A 19,183-nucleotide genomic window follows, 5' to 3' on the forward strand; every position below is an offset into this window, starting at 1 on the left:
GACAAAAGGCGTCGAGAAAGGGGACGGGCGCCCGCCGGCACCCGTCCCCTGCTGCGGTGGCGGCGGTACGCCGCGCGCCGCCCACGGCAGCCCGCCGCCTTTGGCGGTACGCCGCCTGCGGCAGAACACCCCCTACGGCAGTGCGCCCCCGAAGGCCACGCACGCCGGGCTCGGCGCGGCGGTGGTGGCGCCCGTGCGGCGCAGGGCGCCGGAGCGGGTGACGCGGAACGACACCACGTCGTCGCTGTTCTGGTTCGCCACCAGCAGCACGTCGCCGCCCGGGGCGAGCGCGAAGTGCCGCGGCCACGCGCCGCCGGTCGAGGTGGTCTCGCGCAGGTCCAACCGGCCGTCGGCGCCGACGGCGAACCGGGCGATGCTGTCGTGCCCCCGGTTGGACACGTACACCGTCCTGCCGTCCGGGTGCACGGCGACCTCCGCGCAGTAGCTCTCGCCGGTGAAGCCGCGCGGCAGCGTGCCGAGGGTCTGCAGCCAGCGGAACGTGCCGCGTTCCGCGTCGTACGTGAAGGCCGTCACCGACGACGTCAGCTCGTTCACCACGTAGACGAACCGCCCGCCCGGGTGGAACGCCAGGTGGCGGGTGCCCGAGCCGGAGGCGACCTGCATGAAGGGCAGCGGGTTCGGCGTCAGCTTGCCGGCCGCGGCGTCCAGCCGCCACGCCCAGACGCGGTCGGTGCCCAGGTCGGCGCCGAAGACGTGGCCGTACGCCGGGTCGAAGACGACCTGGTGCGGGTGCGGCCCGGTCTGGCGGTCCGGGTCGGGGCCGGTGCCCGTGACGGTGACCGTGTCCGAGACGGGTGCGGGGGTGCCGTCCGCGCGGAGCGGGACGACGGCGAAGGTGCCGCCGCCGTAGTTCGCGACGACCAGGTGGTCGCCGCGCTCGTCGAGCGCGCCGTGCGCGGGGACGCCGGGCACGGGCTGGTCGCCGGTGCGGGTCAGCTCGCCGGTGGCGGCGTCGATGGCGTACGAGACGACGCCGCCGCCCTTCTGCCCGTTCCAGGTGCTCACCTCGCAGACGGCGTACAGCACGGGCAGCCGCGGATGCACCGCCAGCCACGAGGGGTTGGGGACGCCGGGCACCTCCTGGACGGGGGTGAGGCGCCCGTCGCCGGCCATGCGGAACACGGCGAGTCCGGCGGGCGCGCCGGGGCCGCCGGCGTAGCCGCCGACGTAGACGGCACGGGGTCCGCGGGCAGCCGCCGCGGCGGCGGCGGGCGCCGCGGGTGCGGCCGACGCGGGCGAGGCGGAGCCCAGCGCGGGCACGACGCCGGCCAGCGCCGCGGCGCCGAAGACCGGCAGCATCTGGCGCCGGCTCGGTCCCGCGGGGTTCTCGGGGGCGGCGTCGGAGTCGGGATCGGGGGCGGCGTGCAAGGCGGTGCTCCTTTCGTGGCGGGCCGGTCACCGGTGGAGCGGAAGGGGCTCGGGGGCTGGAACGGCACGGTACGTGAACCGGTTCGACGGGCAACCGAGCCCGCTGGGCGGGCCGTTGCCGTACGGAACCGGCCGCGGCCCTCCGCCCGTACACCATCGGCTCACCGGCCCGTATCCGTCCACGGCGCGCACCGCCCTGCCCGGGTCCCCCGGTCCCCGGGCCGGCCGGCGGAGCGCCCCGTCCGCCCTACTCGGGCAGGCGGACGGACTGGGCGTGGCGGAAGACGTTCCCCGGGTCGTACGCGGCCTTGACCTGCTGGAGCCGGGGGTAGGCCTGCTTGTAGTACAGGTCGTGCCAGGGCGTGTCCGAGGTGTTCCAGCGCGGGTCGCCGAGGTCGATGTCCGGGTAGTTGATGTAGCAGCCGTCGTTGACCTCGTCGGGGACCGGGACGCCGCCGGTGGCCGCGTACACGTCGCGGTACATGTTCCGGATCCAGTCGAGCTTCGCGGCCTCCTCGGCGTCCTCGCTCCAGTACGCCTGGTACTGGAGCTTGAGGATCGAGTCCCGCTGCGGCGCCGCGGTGTCGTCCGTGCCGACGGCGTTGACCTGGGCCCCGTACGAGTCGATCGACACCAGCGCGCTGCGCTGGTCGGTCTCGGTGAGGTTCTCGTACATGGCGGATATCTGCTCGTCCGGGAACGCCTGCCGCAGGTACGCCGACTTGTAGTCGCCGCGCCCGCCCCAGCCGGAGCCGCCGAGCTGCCGGGTGGCGACCAGCCAGGGCCGCGCCTGCGGCGCGAACAGCTCGGGCATCGCCCGCATCTCGTTCGTCGACAGCGTCGTCGGCTGCGCCTCGCCCATGTGGCCGCCGATCTCGGCGAGGAAGTCGTCCAGCTTGCGCGCCGCGTCCGGCTGGGTGGCGTCGATCTGGGTGGTCATCGAGATCGAGCCGCTGGCCTTCGTGCTGCACACGAGCATGCTGAACATGCCGGCGTACGGATTGCCGGGGGCGCTGTACTCCTCGTAGAACGCGCTGTAGTTGCGCAGCAGCGTGCGGAAGCGGTCCTCGGTGATGGTGCTCCAGGACCACGACTGCTGGTGCACGTACACCTCGCCGGGCGGCTGCGGCAACTGCTTCTCCGGCGCCATCCCCTCGGTGCCGGGGGCGCGCAGGAAGTAGCGGGTGACGATGCCGAAGTTGCCGCCGCCACCGCCGGTGTGGGCCCACCACAAGTCGCGGTGCGGGTCGTTCTCGGCGCGGGTGGCCACGATGGCGCGGGCCTTGCCGGCGGCGTCCACGACGACGACCTCGACGGCGTAGATGTAGTCGCACGTCAGCCCGAACTGCCGGGACAGCAGCCCGAAACCGCCGCCCTGGATATGGCCGCCGGCGCCGACGGAGGAGCAGGAGCCGCCGGGGATCGTCACGCCCCAGACGCGATAGAGCTCCATATAGACCTCCATCAGCGTGCAGCCCGGCTCGATGACGAAAGCGCGCCGCTTCTGGTCGTACGAGACGTTGTTCATCGCCGACAGGTCGATGATGACCTGGGTGTCGGAGTGGTAGACGAACGCCTCGTAGCAGTGGCCGCCGCTGCGTACGGCGACGCGCTTTCCGGCACGTACGGCCTCCTCCACCGCGGCCACCACCTGCTCGGTGGTGGTCGCCACCCGCACCGCCTCGGGGCGGGCGCGCCAGCGGCCGTTGCTGCCGGAGACGAAGTCGGGATAGCGGGCGTCGGCGGGCGTGATGGTCGAGGCGGGGACGGCGCGGGAGGCGGCTCCGGCCGAGGTCGCGGCGGCGAGCTGGCCGGTGCCGAGGGCGGCGGCACCGCCTACGGCCGCGCTCGAAAGAAGTATTTTCCGGCGTGAGACGTTGTCCATGAGAAACTCCCGGCGGCGCAGAGGGAAATGGGCAGCACAAATTCCGGCGGCACGCACGTGCGTAGGCAGAAGAATTTCGTCGGGGGCGGCGCTCGATGCGGGAAGATGTTAATCCGGGGTGGCCGGGACGTAAACGCCGGTTTGGGAATGGCGGTATCCGGTTCCCTGATACTCGGGGGGAGTCGGGGCGCTGCCGTGGGGCGTTGCACGGAGCGCAGCCGGCGGAATGCGGCGGTCTGCTCGGTGGGGCCGTACGAGACGCCCTGCCGGCCGCCCCGAGGGCCTGCTCGACCCGGGACCGAGGCCCTACGACCGAACCGGCCGGACCGCGGTGGGCCGTCACCCCTGGGCCGGCAGTATGGTCCACCGCGTCCGCTGCGGCGACCCGCCGTCTCTCCGGTGGCGCGGGAACGGTCAGCGCATGGCGCAGAAGAGGATGCTCGGACAGTTTGCGGCAAAGGCCTAGAAGGAGATGTTCAGTCGCGTGACAGCATGGCTGTCACTGACCAGCGCTTGGCGAGGGAATCCCCGTTTAACGCGACCTCTTCGGGCGGGGAGGCGGAGTCGGAGAACGCCGCTGTGCCGGCTGATTGGTGGAGTGTTGTTGACCCTCAGGAGACCTTTCCGGGGCGCTCCCGGTCGGCCCTGAGCGGCCTGGCAAAAAATCTCCGGCGGTACCACGAATATTCGGCAGCGGCCACTGACGTTTTCTCAGCGAGTTGGTTTTCGTGAAGCGGGTTGATGTGGGGTGCGCCCTTGGGTCAGGCCGGACAGTGGTGCCCCCGAGTGCAGACGGACGTGAAGCCCCTGGTAGGACGGTTCTCACCACAAGATCGTCCACGTCACCAGAGGCTTCACGTTGGTCCCCTATGCTGCCATGCTCGACGTCCCGCGCCACGTGGTCGAGTACACCGCCCGCTTACTGGCCGCCCACCGCCGCCAGATCGGCACCCCGAAGGGCTCACGTGCACTGGGCCCGTTCCGCCAGGCCGTGTTCGTACTGCGCTGGTTCCGCGAGGCCGGCTGCGTGCACTGCCTGGCCCGCGACGCCGGCATCTCCCAGGCCACCGGCTACCGCTACCTTCACGAAGCCATCGATGTCCTGGCCGAACGCGCGCCCGACCTCCACGACGTCCTTGCCCGCTGCCGCATGCAGGGCATGAGCCATGTGGTCCTGGACGGCACCCTGATCTCCTGTGACCGGGTCGCCGGCACCACCGAGAACGGCAACGACCTGTGGTACTCCGGCAAAGCGAAACACTTCGCCGGGAACGTCCAGTTCCTCGCCGCCCCGGACGGCACCCCGCTGTGGGTCTCCGACGTCGAGCCCGGCTCGGTCCACGACCTGCGTGCCGCCCGGATCCATGCCCTGCCGGCCCTCTACCCGGCGGCCCGCGACGGCGTGCCCACCCTGGCCGACGTCGGCTACACCGGCGCCGGCATCGGCGTGCACACCCCCTTCCGCCCCCACCCCGACATCACCTCCCCGCTCGCCACCGACACCCGCGCCCACAACCGGCTCCTGCGCGGCATCCGCGCCCTGGGCGAACGCGCCGCCGCCGAACTCAAACAACGCTGGCGTGCCCTCCAGCACGTCACCCTCAGCCCAAGCCGCATCGGACACATCGCCCAGGCCGCCCTCACCCTCAACAACACATGGAAATGAATGACGTTGAGAAACCGTCACTGTGTACTGTTGCCAGAGTAGTGCGGCGGCGGCGAATATGGAGGAACAGCAGGTGATGTCGGATATACAGGAAGCTGGACCTGGAGCTGACTGAGTCGATCCGGTGGGTTTACCCTGAGCGCGAGCTGCGTCTGTTGTATCCTGCCCCATTTTGCTTCGTGGTCATAGCTTGATTGCCAAGTGTCAGCATTGCGACGCAGTTCGCCCAGCCTACGCAGGTCAGCGTCAGCACTTGCGTGGTGCCCTACGCTGTCTACATCTGCAAACCATTCATTCTCGAGCCGTAGCCAGTTTTCCGCCTCCCGATACAGCTAATGCCCTCGAGTCTGACGCTGACCCTGATCCATTTTTTCATTCAGGGCCTGATCGTGGCTCTTATGCAATTTATCGAACTTGCGCTCAAGTTCAGCCCGACGCTTCTGAAGATCTGCCAATCGCATGCTGACCGTCTGCGGTAGCAGTCGCTCCCACTCGGACGGACCCGGCCCTGTCGGGCTCCCTTGTCGTGGCTGCCCATCGCCGCCCGGGCGCGGATTACCCCAAGTGGGCTCTGGTTTCCTTGGATCGACCATTATGTCTACCTCGCCGGTCCCTTCACGATTTACCCGTCTCCTTTCTCGGCGTGTCGATGAGCCGCCTCGGCTGTGTGGCACGGATCGGTCTCCTCGCGCACTCGGCGAGTAGCTGGGAGCCGTTGAGGCGATGACGGTGTCGGAGTCGCCGTAGCCCCTGGACGGCGTCAGCCAGTGCCGAGGCAAGAGCGCAGTTCCCTGGCAATCTTCAGGGCCTCGTTCCGGGCCGGCTTCTCAGCCATCTGTGACGCATCGTGTCGGGTAATCTCATGCGCAGCAGCTTCTGCCGGAGACGCGGGGCCGGCGCGTGCTCAGGCGCCGCTTTGAATCAGACGGTCGTGGACTCCCACCATCTGATTCACTTGCGGTGCCAGGCATCGCGCCTCACCGGTTCCTTCCACATCACCATCCGCTGCAGTGAGAAAGCCGCTCCACAGGAGTCGAGACGCCGTTCAGCAGCGGGATGGCGCTCAGCCGTCAGGTGAACATGGCACAGTCCACACGTGATAACGCATCAGCCGCCCGTCTGGTTCAATACCGCTGCCGTGTGCTTGTGGTCACGCAGACACGTCCCCACTTTGCCGGGTTCCGATCGCGTTCAGGCCGTTACCTGGAGGGAGGGAGTCCCGACGAGTTGACTCAGGCCGGGCGGCGTTGCGCCGTGGCCGCGAGGGCCGCCGCCACGGCCGCGGCGAGGGGGACGGCGTAGCCGGCGGCGGGGTGCTGGTCCGCCCAACCGCCCGCCGCCCAGCCGCCGGTGGCGGAGCCGGCGGCGATGCCGGCGAGGAGGGCGGTGACGGCGAGGGTCATGCCCTCGTTGAGCTGCCCCGGCGGGGTCCGGGCCTGGACCAGGGACATGCCGGTGATCATCGTCGGGGCGGTGGCCATGCCGGCGACGAGGAGGGCGAGGGCGAGGAGCGGCAGGCGGCCGGTGGTGGCGGCGAGGAGCGGGAGGAACATGAGGGCCGCCATGGCGAGGACGCAGCGGAGGAAGAGGGGTTCGGGGGCCGCGTCCGTGCCCGTACGCCCGGCCGCTCCGGGTCCCCGCGCCCCGTAGACCAGGCCCGCCGCGCACGAACCGGCCGCCAGCAGCGCGAGGATGCCGCCCGCCGCAGCCTGCCGCCCGAGGCGGTCCGCATACGCGATCGTGACCACCTCCATCGAGCCGAACACCGCCCCCGCACAGCAGAACGCCGCGAGCAGCGGCGGGAACCCGGGCCGCCGCAGCGGCGACCGCGCCCGCTCGCCCGGCGCCCGCGGCCGGGGCGGGGGCTCGGTGGCGCGCTGGGCGGCGAAGAGGAGGATGCCGGTCATCAACAGGACGGCGCCGGTGACCGTGCCCGCCTCGGGGAAGACCGCGGTACAGAGCAGGGCGGCGAGGACGGGCCCGGTCATGAAGCACAGTTCGTCGGCGGCCTGTTCGAAGGAGTTGGCGGTGTGCAGGGCGGCTGCGTTGTCGGGGTCGGAGCCCGGGCCGGGGCCGCGGAAGGCGTGGGCCCAGCGGGCGCGGGACATGCCGCCGGTGTTGGGGGTGGTGGCGGTCAGGACGTACGCGGCGAAGAGTGTCCACGCGGGCGCGCGCAGATGGACGCAGAGCGCGAGTGCGAGGGAGCCGAGCGCGGCCGTCGCCGCCGCGGGGACGGCGATACGGGCCTGGCCGCGCCGGTCGACGAGGCGGGCGGTGAGCGGGCCGACGACGGCGGTGGCGGCGAGCCCGGCGGCGGGGACGGCGCCGGCGAGGGCGTACGAGCCGTAGCGCTCGGCGATCATGATGACGGCGCTGACGGAGAACATGCCCATGGGCAGCCGAGCGACGAGGTTGCCGACGGTGAAGGCGCGGGCGCCGGGGACGGCGAAGAGCCGGCGGTACGGGCCGAGGGCGGCGGCGAGCGGGTGCCTCGGGGTACGGGGAGGGGACATGCCGGAAAGGCTGGCCGCAGGCGGCCGCGGGGGTCCAACACCTGATCGCTGGCCATTCACGCGCGTACGTTGTCAAATAGCCGGATGCCCACCGCACCGAGGGACGTCGAGCCGCGGCTGCTGCGTGCCTTCGCGGCGGTCGCCGAGACCCTGCACTTCACCCGCGCCGCCGGCCGCCTGTACGTCGCGCAGCAGGCGCTGAGCCGCGACATCCGCAGGCTGGAACGCGAACTGGGCGCGGAGCTGTTCGTCCGCACCACGCGCCAGGTGCGGCTGACCGCGGAGGGCGAGCGGCTGCTGCCGTACGCCCACCGGGTGCTCGCCGCGTACGACGACCTGGCCGGCGCCGCGGACCCGCGGACCCGGCCGCTGCTCGTCGACGTCAGCGCCCGCTACAGCACGGGGCAGCGGGTCCTGGACGCGGCCCGCACGACGGCTCCGGACCTGGAGCTGGTCGCCCGGTTCCACAGCGGCCTGACCGGCGCGGCGGCGGAGATCGCCGCGGGGCGGCTGGACGTGTCCTTCGGCCGGGTGGCGGGTCTTGCGCCCGGGACCCGGGAGGGGCTGCGGCACGAGCTGGTCCGGCTGGAGCCGATGGCGGTGCTGCTGCCGTCGGCCCACCCACTGGCGGCCCGGCCCACGGTGCCGCTGGCGGCGCTGGCGGGCGAGACGCTGTACGCGGCCGACGGCAACGCGGCGACGGCGGAGTGGACGGACCTGGCCCGCGAACTCTTCGCCGCCCACGGCATCCGCCTCGCGGCGCCGTTCCCGGAGATCGACGGCGAGGCGGAGTTCGTCCGGCTGGTGCACAAGCACGGCTGGTCGGTGCTGGCGACGACGGAGTTCGCCGACATCCCCGGCATGACCCTGCGCCCCCTGACCGACCCGGTCCCGCTGTCCCCGGTCTCCCTGACCTGGCGCCGCGGCCTGACCCACCCGGGCCTCCGCGCCCTGCGCACGGCGGCCGCCCGCCTGGCCCGCGCACACGACTGGCTGCACCGCCCCGGCGGCGCCTGGCTCCCGGAGGCGGACCGCCACCTGCACGGGATTCCCGCCGAGCCCGCTCACGGGGGTCAGGCCGGGGGCGGGGCGGTCAGCTCGGAGGTGGCCCAGCCGGCCAGCAGGGGGAGCGCGCGGGCGGTGGCGGAGCCGGGTTCCACGTTGTAGACGCACAGGGTCTGCTCGGCGTCGCCGGGGACCTGGAACGACTCGTACGCGAAGTGGAGTTCGCCCGCGAGCGGGTGGACGTAGCGCTTCGCGCCGTGGGTGCGGCGCAGCACCTTGTGGTCGTGCCACCAGACCGGGAACTCCGGGCAGGCGACGGTGAGTTCGCCGACGAGCTCGGCGAGGCGCCGGTCGCCCGGGTGGCGGCCGGCCTCCAGCCGCAGGATCGCCACCGTCTCCGCGGCGATCCGCTCCCAGTCGCCGACGCGCTCGCGCGCCTGCGGGTCCAGGAGGTAGTAGCGGGCGAGGTTGCGCCGGGTGGCCGGGAGGGCGTCGAAGTCGGTGAGGACGGCCCGCGCGAGGTGGTTGGCCGCCAGCACGTCGGTACGGCGGCCGAGGATGAACGCCGGCACGTGGCTGAGCGTCTCCAGCATCAGATACAGGCCGGTCCTGACCCGCTGGGGCCGGTGGGGCGCGCGGCGTGCCGCGTGCGGCGCGGGCAGCAGGAGGTCGCTGAGGTGCTCGCGCTCCGACGCGTCGAGCCGCAGGGCGCGGGCCAGGGCCCCGACGACCTCGGCGGACGGGTTGCCCGCCCGGCCCTGTTCCAGGCGGGTGTAGTACTCGGTGCTGACGCCCGCAAGGCGCGCGACCTCGTCCCGGCGCAGGCCCGGGACGCGGCGGACCCGCCCGTCGGCGGGCAGCCCGGCGCGTTCCGGGCTGAGCGCGGCGCGCCGCCCGCGGAGGAAGTCGGCGGTCTCTCTGCTGCGGTCCATGGCTTCCAGTGTGGAGCGCCGCGCGCCGTTGCGGCCGCCTGAGGGTGGCCCTGGCAGTACCTGCCTGGTCAGGGCCTCTTCGGGCGCCCCGGCGGGGGGCGCCGGGCTGGTGTGCTTGAGCCGTGCCCCGGAGCAGCCCGGGGCGCGATCCCGTACCTCACTCACTTCCTTCGGAAGGTGTCTGCACCATGTCTGTACAGAACTCCGCCGGCCCGCTCCAGGGCCGCGTCGCGGTCGTCACCGGAGCCTCCAGCGGCATCGGCGAGGCCACCGCCGAGAAGCTCGCCGCTCTGGGCGCCCACGTGGCCGTGCTGGCACGCCGCGCCGAGCGGCTGGAGGAGCTGGCGGCCCGGATCGTCAAGAACGGCGGTCGCGCCCTCGCGATCACCGCGGACGTGACCGACCGGGCGGCGGTCCGGTCGGCGGCCCGGCGGGTGGCCGCCGAGCTGGGCGGCGCGGACCTGCTCTTCAACAACGCCGGCGTCATGCTTCCCGCGCCCGTCGAGGAGCAGGCGACGGGCCAGTGGCAGCACCAGATCGACCTGAACGTCACCGCCCTGACCCACGTGACCGGCGCGTTCGTCCCGCAGTTGGTGAAGGCCGCGGGGGAGCGCGGCGTCGCCGACCTCGTCAGCACCTCCTCGATCGCGGCGCAGAACATCTTCCCCACCTTCGCCGTCTACTCCGCCACCAAGGCGTACGTCACGCACTTCTCCCGCCATCTGCGCACCGAGCTGGGCCCGAAGAACGTACGGGTGTCGGCGATCGAGCCGGGCATCGTGGGCACCGAGCTGCAGAGCCACGTCACGGACGAGGGCGCGCGGCAATGGCTGGCCGGCTCGAAGGAGACCATGGAGTGGCTCACCCCGCAGGACGTCGCCGACACGGTCGCCTTCCTGGCCACGCTGCCCCCGCGGGCGAACCTCCAGCAGGTCACCCTGATGCCCACGGCCCAGCCCGCCTGATCCGGGCGCCGGGGTGGCCTCCCGGTGTCCATGACCGGGAGGAACGCGGGCGACCTTCCGGGACCGGTTCCTGTCCGGCCGGTGCGGACAAAGAGGCGTCCTGCCGCCGTCTCGCCGCCGGATCAGGTTTTGTCCAGCTTTCGTCAAGAAGCTGCCTCCAGAATGCCCGGGAACAGGTGGGAGCCGTGGACAGCGGTCCGGACGCCGGGGCATAGGGGTGAAGGTGGAAGGACCGGGCGGAGGCGGCGGGGCCGCGGTGGACGTGGCAGAGGGGCGCGGGGACACCGCAGGGCTCGACGGGCTGCTGCACGAGGTGAGACGCCAGGTGTCCCGCGGAGCCGAGCCGGATGAGCGGCAGGTCCTGGACTGGCTGCACGGACGCACCGGCGCGGACTTCGCGCTGGTCGCGGAGGACGGGGACACGGTGGAATCGTCCACCGCGGGTTTTCCCCGGGAGCTTCTGCGTTCGCTCGCTCCGCTGCTCGCGCGACTGTCAGGCGGGCAGTTGGCTGCTGCCGTGACGCGCGTCGACGTGTGGAACGTGCGCTGCGAGGTTCTCGGCGTGCACGGGGCGCGCCCGGTGCTGGTGGCCGCCGCCCGGTCGGTGCTGCGTCCGGAGGCGATCGCGCTGACCACGCACACCGGGAGCGTCATCACGCTGCTGCGCCGCGCCAGGGACGGCGAGCGGACGTGGCGCGGCTTCCACTACAAGGCGCGCCAGGTGCGGTTCGGCGTGTTCTCGGCGCTGCTGGTCGGAGAGCCGCTGCTGGCCCGCCGCATGACGACCGGTGCCGTTCCACCCTTGCTGCAGGCCGGCATGCTGCGGGTCCATCTGCTGCATTGCCCGCCTGCCGACCGCGACCGGATCGTGCGGACCTACCAGGATCCCTCCGGGTACCACGGCTCAGACCTGATGGTGCACTGCCCCGTCTTCAAGGAGCACGTGATCTGTCTCATCGCCGACGACACCGGTGCCCGGGCCGGACACGGCTCCGGCAACCACACCACCGGCCTGGGCGAGGCGCTGCGCCGCCTGGTGCGGGACAACGCCGGCTATGCGCTGGGCGCCAGCGGTCCGCATCCGCTCGGCGCGACGGCTGAGGCGTACGGACAGGCTGCCCATGCCCTGGCGGCCGCCCGCACCACTCCGGGCCGCCTGGCCTCCTACCACGGGCAGACGGCGCTGGACGGTGTGCTGCCCCGCCGGCCCGCTCTCGCCTGGGCTCGTGCCGTCCTGCGCCCGCTCGACTCCTTACCGAAGACCACCGTCGACATCACCCGCCTCCTGATGAGCATGCCCCGCGGGGCCGTGGCCCGCCTGCTCGACCTCAGCCGCAACACCGTCACCGCCCACATCAGACGTGCGGAACTGGCCCTCGGGCTGGATCTTGCCGATGTCCGCTCCCGCGCCGCCGTCCACCTCGCCCTCGCCCTCACCGGCGGCAGCACCACACACGAACCCGACGAGCCCCAACCACCCCCCAGCCTGGACGACTTGCTGCACACCGAGCCTGCCGCCGTCTGGGCCCGAACGTTCCTGAAGCCTGTGCGACCCCCGCAGCGCCGCACCCTTCAGGCGTGGATCGACGCCAACACCGACGGCCAGCAGGCGGCCCTCCGCCTCGGCATCAGCCGCAACACCGTCCGCGCCCACCTGCGAACCGCCGAGAGCCACCTCCGCCGCGACCTGCTGACCGCCGGCGCCGGCATCCACGACGTCGTCCACGCCCTCCACGTCGGTAACGCCCCGGCCATCTGAGCAACGTGCACAACCAGGACCCGAAGTTCAGCACCGTGCACATTGCCCCGCGTGTAAAGCGTCTCCTACGGTTCCTTGACGACGGCCCATCTGCCGAACGGTGAACAATGGCGGCCGTCCCACGAATGCCGAAGGAGAATGCCGTGGCAACCGTCAGGAATTTCTCGCTCCCCGGAATGGCCGCGGCGTCCTGCGCCGCCCTCGCGCTGACCCTCTCGATGCCGGGTACCTCCGCCGCAACGCCGGCCCCGGACCCGGACGGCGAGCACTGTGTCCTCGTCCTCAGCGAGTCGAGCGAGGAAACGGTGTGCTTCGCAACGGCGCAGGAGTCGACCACCTACAGGTCTGTCAAGCAACTGCGGAACTGGGTGACCCTCTACGACTGGGTCAACTTCAATGACTCGGGCCCTACCACCGCGATCGTCGCGGACGACTTCGAGGTGTGCACGGCGGGTACCGGCGACACCGACGCGGTACGGAAATCCCTCTACGGTCAGCTCTTCGTCTCGCGAAATCCCGACGGCGTTTCCGAGAACAACGCGTACAGCTCGATTCAAACGTTCAACGGGTGCGACATCAAACTCGCCGACTGGGTCAACAACAACGTCGACGGCGGTCGCTCAAGCTGGATCAACTCCTGCTCCAACCTCGACGGGAGCGGCGAGGGGGACTGCCCCACCGAGCACAACTGGAACAACCGCGCCAGTTCCTGGCGGATCAGCTAAGACACGAGAAGCTCGTCTCACCTCAACCGTGCCCTCCGGCGGCCCATGCCCCGGAGGGCAGGTCGGTGCTGCCCGGAAAGGGGCGACATGACACACCGGCACGGATTGCGCAGACGCCGCCTGTGGGCGACCGGCGTGCTCGCGCTGGCGCTCGGCGCCGGTCTCATCCAGGCACCGGCCTCGCGGGCGGAGGCGCCCCCGCCCTCGTCGGTCGAGGAGGTGTGGGACCAGCTCCAGCCGGCCGTGCCGGCCGGCGAGCCCGTCTCCGCACCCCCGGCCGCCGACGCGGTGGCCCCCGGCGAACGGGCCGAAGTGCTGGGTGAGAACTGGAAGTCCTCCGGCGACCGGGCCTGGACCACGTCCGGGGACGCCACGGGCTTCCACGTCCTCGTCGCCGACTCGCGCGACGGCTACGCCTGGCGCACGGCGGCCACACTCTCCGAGCCCGGCTTCGACACCGACACCTGGATCGGCAACGCGTGCGTGACCGGCTCCGGCGACCGGGCCGTGGTGGTGTACGCACCGCGGACGTTCACCAACGATCCCGTGCTGATGGGGCGTGGCGGGTTCACGGCCGTGGTCGACCTGGAGACGGGCAAGGTACGCAAGCTGCCCGTGAAGAGTTCGCTGTCGTACTACAACCCCGGCTGCGGAACGGGTGACTCGGCCGTGCTGACCCAGTCGGGCGGGGACCGCGACGCCACCCGGCTGACGCTCGTGGACGTGCCGCGTGCGGCCCCGGCCGAGCCGGTGGAGGTGGCGGGACAGGTCACCTCGGCGGTGCCCGTCGACGGCGAGGTGTACGCCGCTGCCGCGGGCCGGGTCGTACGGGTGGCGGAGTCCGGGCGGATGGAGGCCGTCGCCCGTACCGGCGGGGTTCCGTACCGGCTGACGCCGGACGCCGACGGCGGCCTGGCCTTCCTGGACCACGGCGGCCGGGAGACGGCGCGCGCGGCGCACCTGACCGCCGGGCAGCTCGCGGAGGGCCCGGCCACGCCGCGTACGCTCGCTGAGGGCCCGCTGAACGGCGCCGGCCTGACCCGGACCGCCGCCGGCGAGGTCTGGCTGACCGGCGAGATCAAGCAGGTGGCCGCCGGTCTGCCGGACGGCGTCAGGGTGAAGGCCGGTATCCCGCGGGACGCCGCGGCGTCCACCCGCGGCGCGGCGGTGGTGACCGCCGTGACCGGTGCGGACGGCGGCCAGACCGACGGTGCGGTGGCCGATGCCGCCGCGCCGCGTCCGGTGCGTATCGAGATGACCGCGCTCGCCACCGGCGAGGACGTCTCCTTCAGCCTCGCCCCCGGGACGGTCGCCTCCGGCGAGGCCGCCGACGCCGCGGCGGCCGAAGAGCCGCCCCGCACCATGGCCTCCCGCACCGAGCTGATCGAGAGTGAGCGGACCTGTTCCGTGCCGCGCAACGCCCCCCGCAACCAGGCGATGCAGCCGAAACCGCGGCAGGTGGAGTGGGCGGTCGACCAGGCGGTCAAGGGCACGCTGAACAGCCACATCTCGCGTCCGGCCAACTGGAAGAACCTGGACATGCCCGCCTACCAGCCGCAGTCGGCCGACATGTTCCCCAGGCCCACGCTCTCCGGCGGCGGCCAGATCCCCGCGCAGATCGCGCTCGGGGTGGCCATGCAGGAGTCCAACATGTGGCAGGCGTCCCGCTACACCGTCCCCGGTGTCACCGGCAACCCGCTGATCGGGAACTACTACGGCATCGACCTGTACGACGGCGACTCCGCGAACGACTGGGACATCAACTGGGCGGAGGCCGACTGCGGCTACGGCATCATGCAGATCACCGACCACATGCGGCGCTCCGGGAAGGAGGACGGCGCGCCGACGGCCTGGCCGTACCAGAAGCAGCGTGCGGTGGCCCTGGACTACACCGCCAACATCGCCGCCGGCCTGACCATCCTGGCCGAGAAGTGGAACCAGACCCGCAACGCCGGAATGACCCTGAACAACGGCGATCCGGCGAAGCTGGAGAACTGGTTCTTCGCCCTGTGGGCCTACAACTCCGGCTTCTATCCGGAGTCCGAGGCCGGGGCGAACGGCGGTGCCTGGGGCGTCGGCTGGTTCAACAACCCCGCCAACCCCGAGTGGGATCCGGCCCGTGACAACTTCATGGAGGACCGCTACGGCAACCCGCAGCACTCGGACGCCGCCCACCCGCAGGACTGGCCGTACCCGGAGAAGGTGCTCGGCTTCGCCGCCCAGCCGCCGGAGGCACTGGAGGCGCCCAGCACCACCGTCCCGGCCTTCCGCCCGGCCACCTGGAACGGGACCGACGGCGACGCGCTGACCCCGGGCTCCGCCAAGTACCACCGGGCCGGTGTCAAGCCGCCGATGACACTGTTCTGCACCGGCGCCAACGACTGCGATCCGGAGGCCGTCACCTCGCCCGCCGGGCCCTGCGGGCGCTCGGACTCCAAGTGCTGGTGGAACGGGGACGCGACCTGGAAGGACGACTGCGCCGCCACGTGCGGCAACGAGTTCGTACGGTTCAACTCCAGCTATCCCGAGGAGGCCGACGGGACCGCCTACCCGCCCAACTGCGCGCTCGACGACGTTCCCGCAAACGCGCTCCTCATCGACAACCTCGGCGAGAACATGCCGTCCATCCGGCCGGGGTGCGAGAAACGGTGGACCAACGCGGGCGAGTTCACCGCCGACTTCGGACCTGGTGAGACCCAGAACGGCACGCAGGTCTGGCCCGCCAAGACGGACTTCCACCAGATCGGCGGGGGCTTCGGCGCCGGGTTCTACTTCGCGCACGGCCGGGCCCCCGACGAGAAGGGCTGGCGCCTGCGGGTCGAGGGCACCTGGGCCTTCGACAGGGGGGTGACCGGCCCCGGCCTGGTCGCCGTCCACCTGCCCGACCACGGCGCCCGAACGGAGTACGCCCGGTACGAGATCGAGACGGCGAACGGCACCGAGGAACGGATCATCAAGCAGCACGGCGAGGGCAACCGCTGGGTGCTGCTCGGCGCGTTCCCGTTCGACAACAAGCCCATCGTCCGGCTGGACAACCTCGTACCCGGCGGCCAGGGCGAGGACAACGTCGCCTTCGACGCAGCCATGGTGATCCCCGTCGCCGGCGAGTTCGTGGAGAACCGAGTCGACGCGGCAGCCTACTTCGACGAGAACCAGAACCTGGACGCATACCCGTTCGCCGAGGTCCTGGCCACGCCCTTCGCCGACCGCGGCGAACTGCACGACTGGGCAACGAAACGCAGTGGCGACGCCATCGGCGCCGACGCCTGCTCCGGCGACCCCACCAGCAGTTGCGTGGGCCCGGCCATGAAGCAGGCCATGCAGTCCTGGCACAACCAGGCCGAGGCAGCCGGCACCGACCCGGTCGACCATCCACCGGGCACTTCCATACCGGCCTGGCTGAACTTCTCCAACCCCCACACCCAGCGGCCGGACAGTGCCGACAAACCCGGCTGGTTCGACCTGGACGACGGATCGTTCAAGATCAGATCCAGCGTGACGGTGTCCTACATCGTGCTCGATACCGGGGACATCCTCCAGGGAACGGAACGCGCCGAGTTCGACGACCGCACGGGAGACACCCATCTGCCGCAGTTCGTCCGGGACACCTTCGCCGCCGTCGAGGAGGACTACGGAATCGAGGCCCCGAACCTCGACTTCAGCGCCACCGACCTCAACGAGCACACCGGCACGACCACCCCCACCGACACCAACCGCACCGGCGTCATCCCCGGCCGTGCGTACGAGCCCGCCGCCAGCGGACCCACGCCGATCACCGACACGGGACAGCCGGCCTCAGACAGCGTGCCGGCAGACTGCGTGGCCGTTCAGTACACCTCCGGCGGATCGATCGGCTACCGGATCGCGGTGAGCGACGAGGCGCTTCTCCACCAGTCCGTCGGCAACTGGGCTTCCGAGCTGCAGTTCCACCCCAACGTGGCACCGGAGGTCTGGCTGGTGGCATCCGACATCACCAACTACTTCTTCAAGGACACCATCGGCGCGCTGTTCAGCCACGCGCCACCGATCTGGCAGGAGCTGCACTTCTGGTCCTGCGCCGACGGCAGCGTCCGCAAGCCCGGCGACCACGAACTGCTCCGCTCCAGCTACATGCCCAACCAGTACCTGTACGTCAACGACCGCGCGGCAGGCACGGACGGCCGCCCCTCCAACTCCGCGGCGCCCGTCCGGCGCGGTGACTACTACGCCTTCACCAACCCGCTCGGCGGCGACAGCCCGTACGGCCGGTGTACGAACACCTCCGGGCATGCCAGCAACCCCTGGGACATCGACCTTCTCGACAGCCCCGGCATCAATCCCGAGGGAGGGCACTGCACGACGGCTTCGTACTTCGACTAGGGAAGCCGGGTCTTCGATCTCGACGGGTCACGGCGGTGACGGGCGGGCTCACGTAGCCCGCCCGTCTTCGTGGTCACGGTTGCCGTCCGGCTAGTCCGCTACCGGTTCCTCCGCGTTGCGCCAGATCGTGAGGTCGAAGGTGACGTACGTCGCGTCGCCCGACTCGCCCTCGCCGCCGTACGTCGCCACCGCGATATGGCCCGCGTCGCTGAGCACGCAGAACTGCGATCCCGCGCTGATCTGGTCGAGGGTGATCTTCTCGGTGTAGCGGGTTTCCGCACGGCAGGTCTCCAGAGAGCCTTCCTGCGCGTTGTTCAGCAGGATGAACTTCCCGTTGTCGGAGCCGATCCAGGAGTCCGAGAAGAGGGTGTCGACGTAGTAGTACAGGTCGTGGCCGCTGTACTGGACGTCCCCCTCCTCCGGCCGCGGGGGGTCGTCGGCGAGCATGACCGCGTAGTTCTGCGTGATGTCGATGCCCTCGTACGAGACCGGCTCCGGGTCGGGCCGCGGCTTGTCCTTCGCGCCCGAGGCCGCCTCCTCCTCCGGACCGTCGGCGCCGCCACCGGTGTTGGCGCCGGCGCTGCTGCCCGGTGACTTGCTCGCGTCGTCCTTGCCGGAGTCGTTCGGCAGCAGGGCGCCGATGATCGCGAGGACCGCGATGGCTCCCACGACCGACGCGGCGACGATCAGCCCGGTCCGCTTGCGCTTGGGCGGCTGAGGGTGTGCGTAGGGACCGTGGACGGCCGGCGGCGGGGGGCGGTGGCCCGGCGGGGGAGTGGGCCGCATCGGGTGGCCGGGCGGGGGCGGCATCGCTCCGGGGACGCCCGGCGCGGTCTGCGTCGGCGCGGCGGCGGCCGGGGGGAACCCGGCCGGCGGGTACGGGTTGGCCGGGCCCGGCGCCGGTTGCTGCGGCGCGTACTGGGTCGGTGTCGGCGCGACGGTCGGCTGCGGCGGCGGGGTCTTCGCCGGTTCCGGCAACTGCAGCCGCTCGGTGATCGAACCGGCGACCGACCGGGGCAGCCAGTCCTCGCCCTGGCGCAGCGGCTCGGGCGAGATCTCGTGGCACAGCTCGATGACCTCCGTCAGGCTCGGCCGGCCGTCCGGGTCGCGGGTCAGGCAGCGGGTCACCAGGGGCAGCAACTCCGCCGGCACCCGGCTGAGATCGGGGTCCTCGTGCACGATCCGGTAGAGCACCGCGTGCGAGGACCCCTCGCCGTAGGCCGGTGAACCGATCGCCGCGAAGGCCGCGATCTGGCCGAGGGCGAAGATGTCGGTGGCCGGCCCGATCGTGCCGGCCGCCGCCTGTTCCGGCGCCATGAACGACGGGGTGCCCACGCTGACCCCGGTGCCGGTGAGCGCCGTGCTCTCCGCGGCGCGGGCGATACCGAAGTCGATCACGCGGGGGCCGTCGGAGGCGAGCAGCACGTTGGCGGGCTTGAGGTCGCGGTGGACGATGCCCGCGCCGTGGATGACGTGCAGGGCCTCGGCGACCCCGACGGACAGCAGCAGCACGCTGCCCAGCGGCAGTGCGCCGTGCTGCGCCACGGCGTGCGCAAGCGAGGGGCCCGGCACGTACGCGGTGGCCAGCCAGGGCTGCGGGCCTTCGGTGTCGGAGTCGATGACCGGCGCGGTGTACAGGCCCTGCACCCGCTGCGCGGCCTGGACCTCCCGCTGGAAGCGCCGCCGGAACTCGGGGTCCTCACTGAACTCGGCCCGGATCACCTTGATCGCGATGGGCCGGCCGCCGGGCGTGTAGGAGAGATACACCTTTCCCATGCCGCCCGTGCCGAGCACGGCGGCGAGCCGATAACCCCCGACGACGGCCGGGTCGCTCTGTTCCAGCGGCTTGAAAAGGCCGGCTGAAGGCGTGCTTGTCATGGTGATCGTCCCCCTGTTCACGGCGGTCGGGCTCCTGCCGACACCCCGAAGTCAACGCGGAGCGTACCGACTTTCCTTCGATGTCCTCGCCGCGGAGCGCAACAACC

At 71.7% G+C, this 19,183-nt stretch carries 11 protein-coding genes; 6 read left to right on the plus strand and 5 right to left on the minus strand.

Annotated features, from left to right (window positions below):
• Positions 1-132: 132 nt before the first annotated feature.
• Together O7599_RS26020 and O7599_RS26025 are read right to left on the minus strand one after the other, a co-directional pair.
• Positions 133-1,389, minus strand: coding sequence for a lactonase family protein (locus O7599_RS26020; RefSeq protein ID WP_281618038.1), 1,257 nt, complete (start codon positions 1,387-1,389; stop codon positions 133-135).
• Positions 1,390-1,636: 247 nt separating this feature from the next.
• Complete coding sequence (locus O7599_RS26025) at positions 1,637-3,274, minus strand: FAD-binding oxidoreductase (RefSeq protein ID WP_281618039.1); 1,638 nt, start codon at positions 3,272-3,274, stop codon at positions 1,637-1,639.
• Positions 3,275-4,151: 877 nt separating this feature from the next.
• Here O7599_RS26025 and O7599_RS26030 point away from each other — a divergent pair.
• Positions 4,152-4,940 (plus strand): transposase family protein, encoded by a 789-nt coding sequence (locus O7599_RS26030; protein WP_281617744.1) that lies wholly within the window; start codon positions 4,152-4,154, stop codon positions 4,938-4,940.
• Positions 4,941-6,172: 1,232 nt separating this feature from the next.
• On the opposite strand, the gene O7599_RS26035 is transcribed toward O7599_RS26030, so the two are convergent.
• Positions 6,173-7,453 carry an MFS transporter gene (locus tag O7599_RS26035; RefSeq protein WP_281618040.1) on the minus strand — a complete coding sequence of 427 codons (1,281 nt, stop codon included), beginning with the start codon at positions 7,451-7,453 and terminating at the stop codon, positions 6,173-6,175.
• An 84-nt stretch (positions 7,454-7,537) separates the two neighbouring features.
• Between O7599_RS26035 and O7599_RS26040 the strand changes: the two genes are divergently transcribed.
• Positions 7,538-8,620, plus strand: coding sequence for a LysR family transcriptional regulator (locus O7599_RS26040; RefSeq protein ID WP_281618041.1), 1,083 nt, complete (start codon positions 7,538-7,540; stop codon positions 8,618-8,620).
• Here O7599_RS26040 and O7599_RS26045 read toward each other — a convergent pair.
• Entirely contained in the window at positions 8,527-9,390 is an 864-nt protein-coding gene (locus O7599_RS26045) for a helix-turn-helix transcriptional regulator (protein WP_281618042.1), read from the minus strand. The two genes, O7599_RS26040 and O7599_RS26045, sit on opposite strands and share 94 nt — an antisense overlap.
• Before the next feature lie 188 nt (positions 9,391-9,578).
• Between O7599_RS26045 and O7599_RS26050 the strand changes: the two genes are divergently transcribed.
• The 4 genes from O7599_RS26050 to O7599_RS26065 all read left to right on the plus strand — a co-directional run bounded on the left by O7599_RS26050 (position 9,579) and on the right by O7599_RS26065 (position 17,198).
• Entirely contained in the window at positions 9,579-10,355 is a 777-nt protein-coding gene (locus O7599_RS26050) for an SDR family oxidoreductase (protein ID WP_281618043.1), read from the plus strand.
• Positions 10,356-10,611: 256 nt separating this feature from the next.
• Positions 10,612-12,114: a helix-turn-helix domain-containing protein gene (locus tag O7599_RS26055; RefSeq protein ID WP_281618044.1), complete on the plus strand. Its 1,503-nt coding sequence runs from the start codon at positions 10,612-10,614 to the stop codon at positions 12,112-12,114.
• Positions 12,115-12,257: 143 nt separating this feature from the next.
• Positions 12,258-12,839 carry a hypothetical protein gene (locus O7599_RS26060; RefSeq protein ID WP_281618045.1) on the plus strand — a complete coding sequence of 194 codons (582 nt, stop codon included), beginning with the start codon at positions 12,258-12,260 and terminating at the stop codon, positions 12,837-12,839.
• 87 nt (positions 12,840-12,926) lie between these two features.
• The gene (locus O7599_RS26065) at positions 12,927-17,198 is read left to right on the plus strand and encodes a transglycosylase SLT domain-containing protein (protein ID WP_281618046.1); all 4,272 of its coding nucleotides are present in this window, start codon (positions 12,927-12,929) and stop codon (positions 17,196-17,198) included.
• A gap of 90 nt (positions 17,199-17,288) precedes the next feature.
• On the opposite strand, the gene O7599_RS26070 is transcribed toward O7599_RS26065, so the two are convergent.
• A complete protein-coding gene (locus tag O7599_RS26070; protein WP_281618047.1) occupies positions 17,289-19,076 on the minus strand; it encodes a serine/threonine-protein kinase in 1,788 nt (595 codons plus the stop codon).
• Positions 19,077-19,183 lie beyond the last annotated feature (107 nt).

Source organism: Streptomyces sp. WMMC500 (genome assembly GCF_027497195.1).
GTDB lineage: Bacteria > Actinomycetota > Actinomycetes > Streptomycetales > Streptomycetaceae > Streptomyces.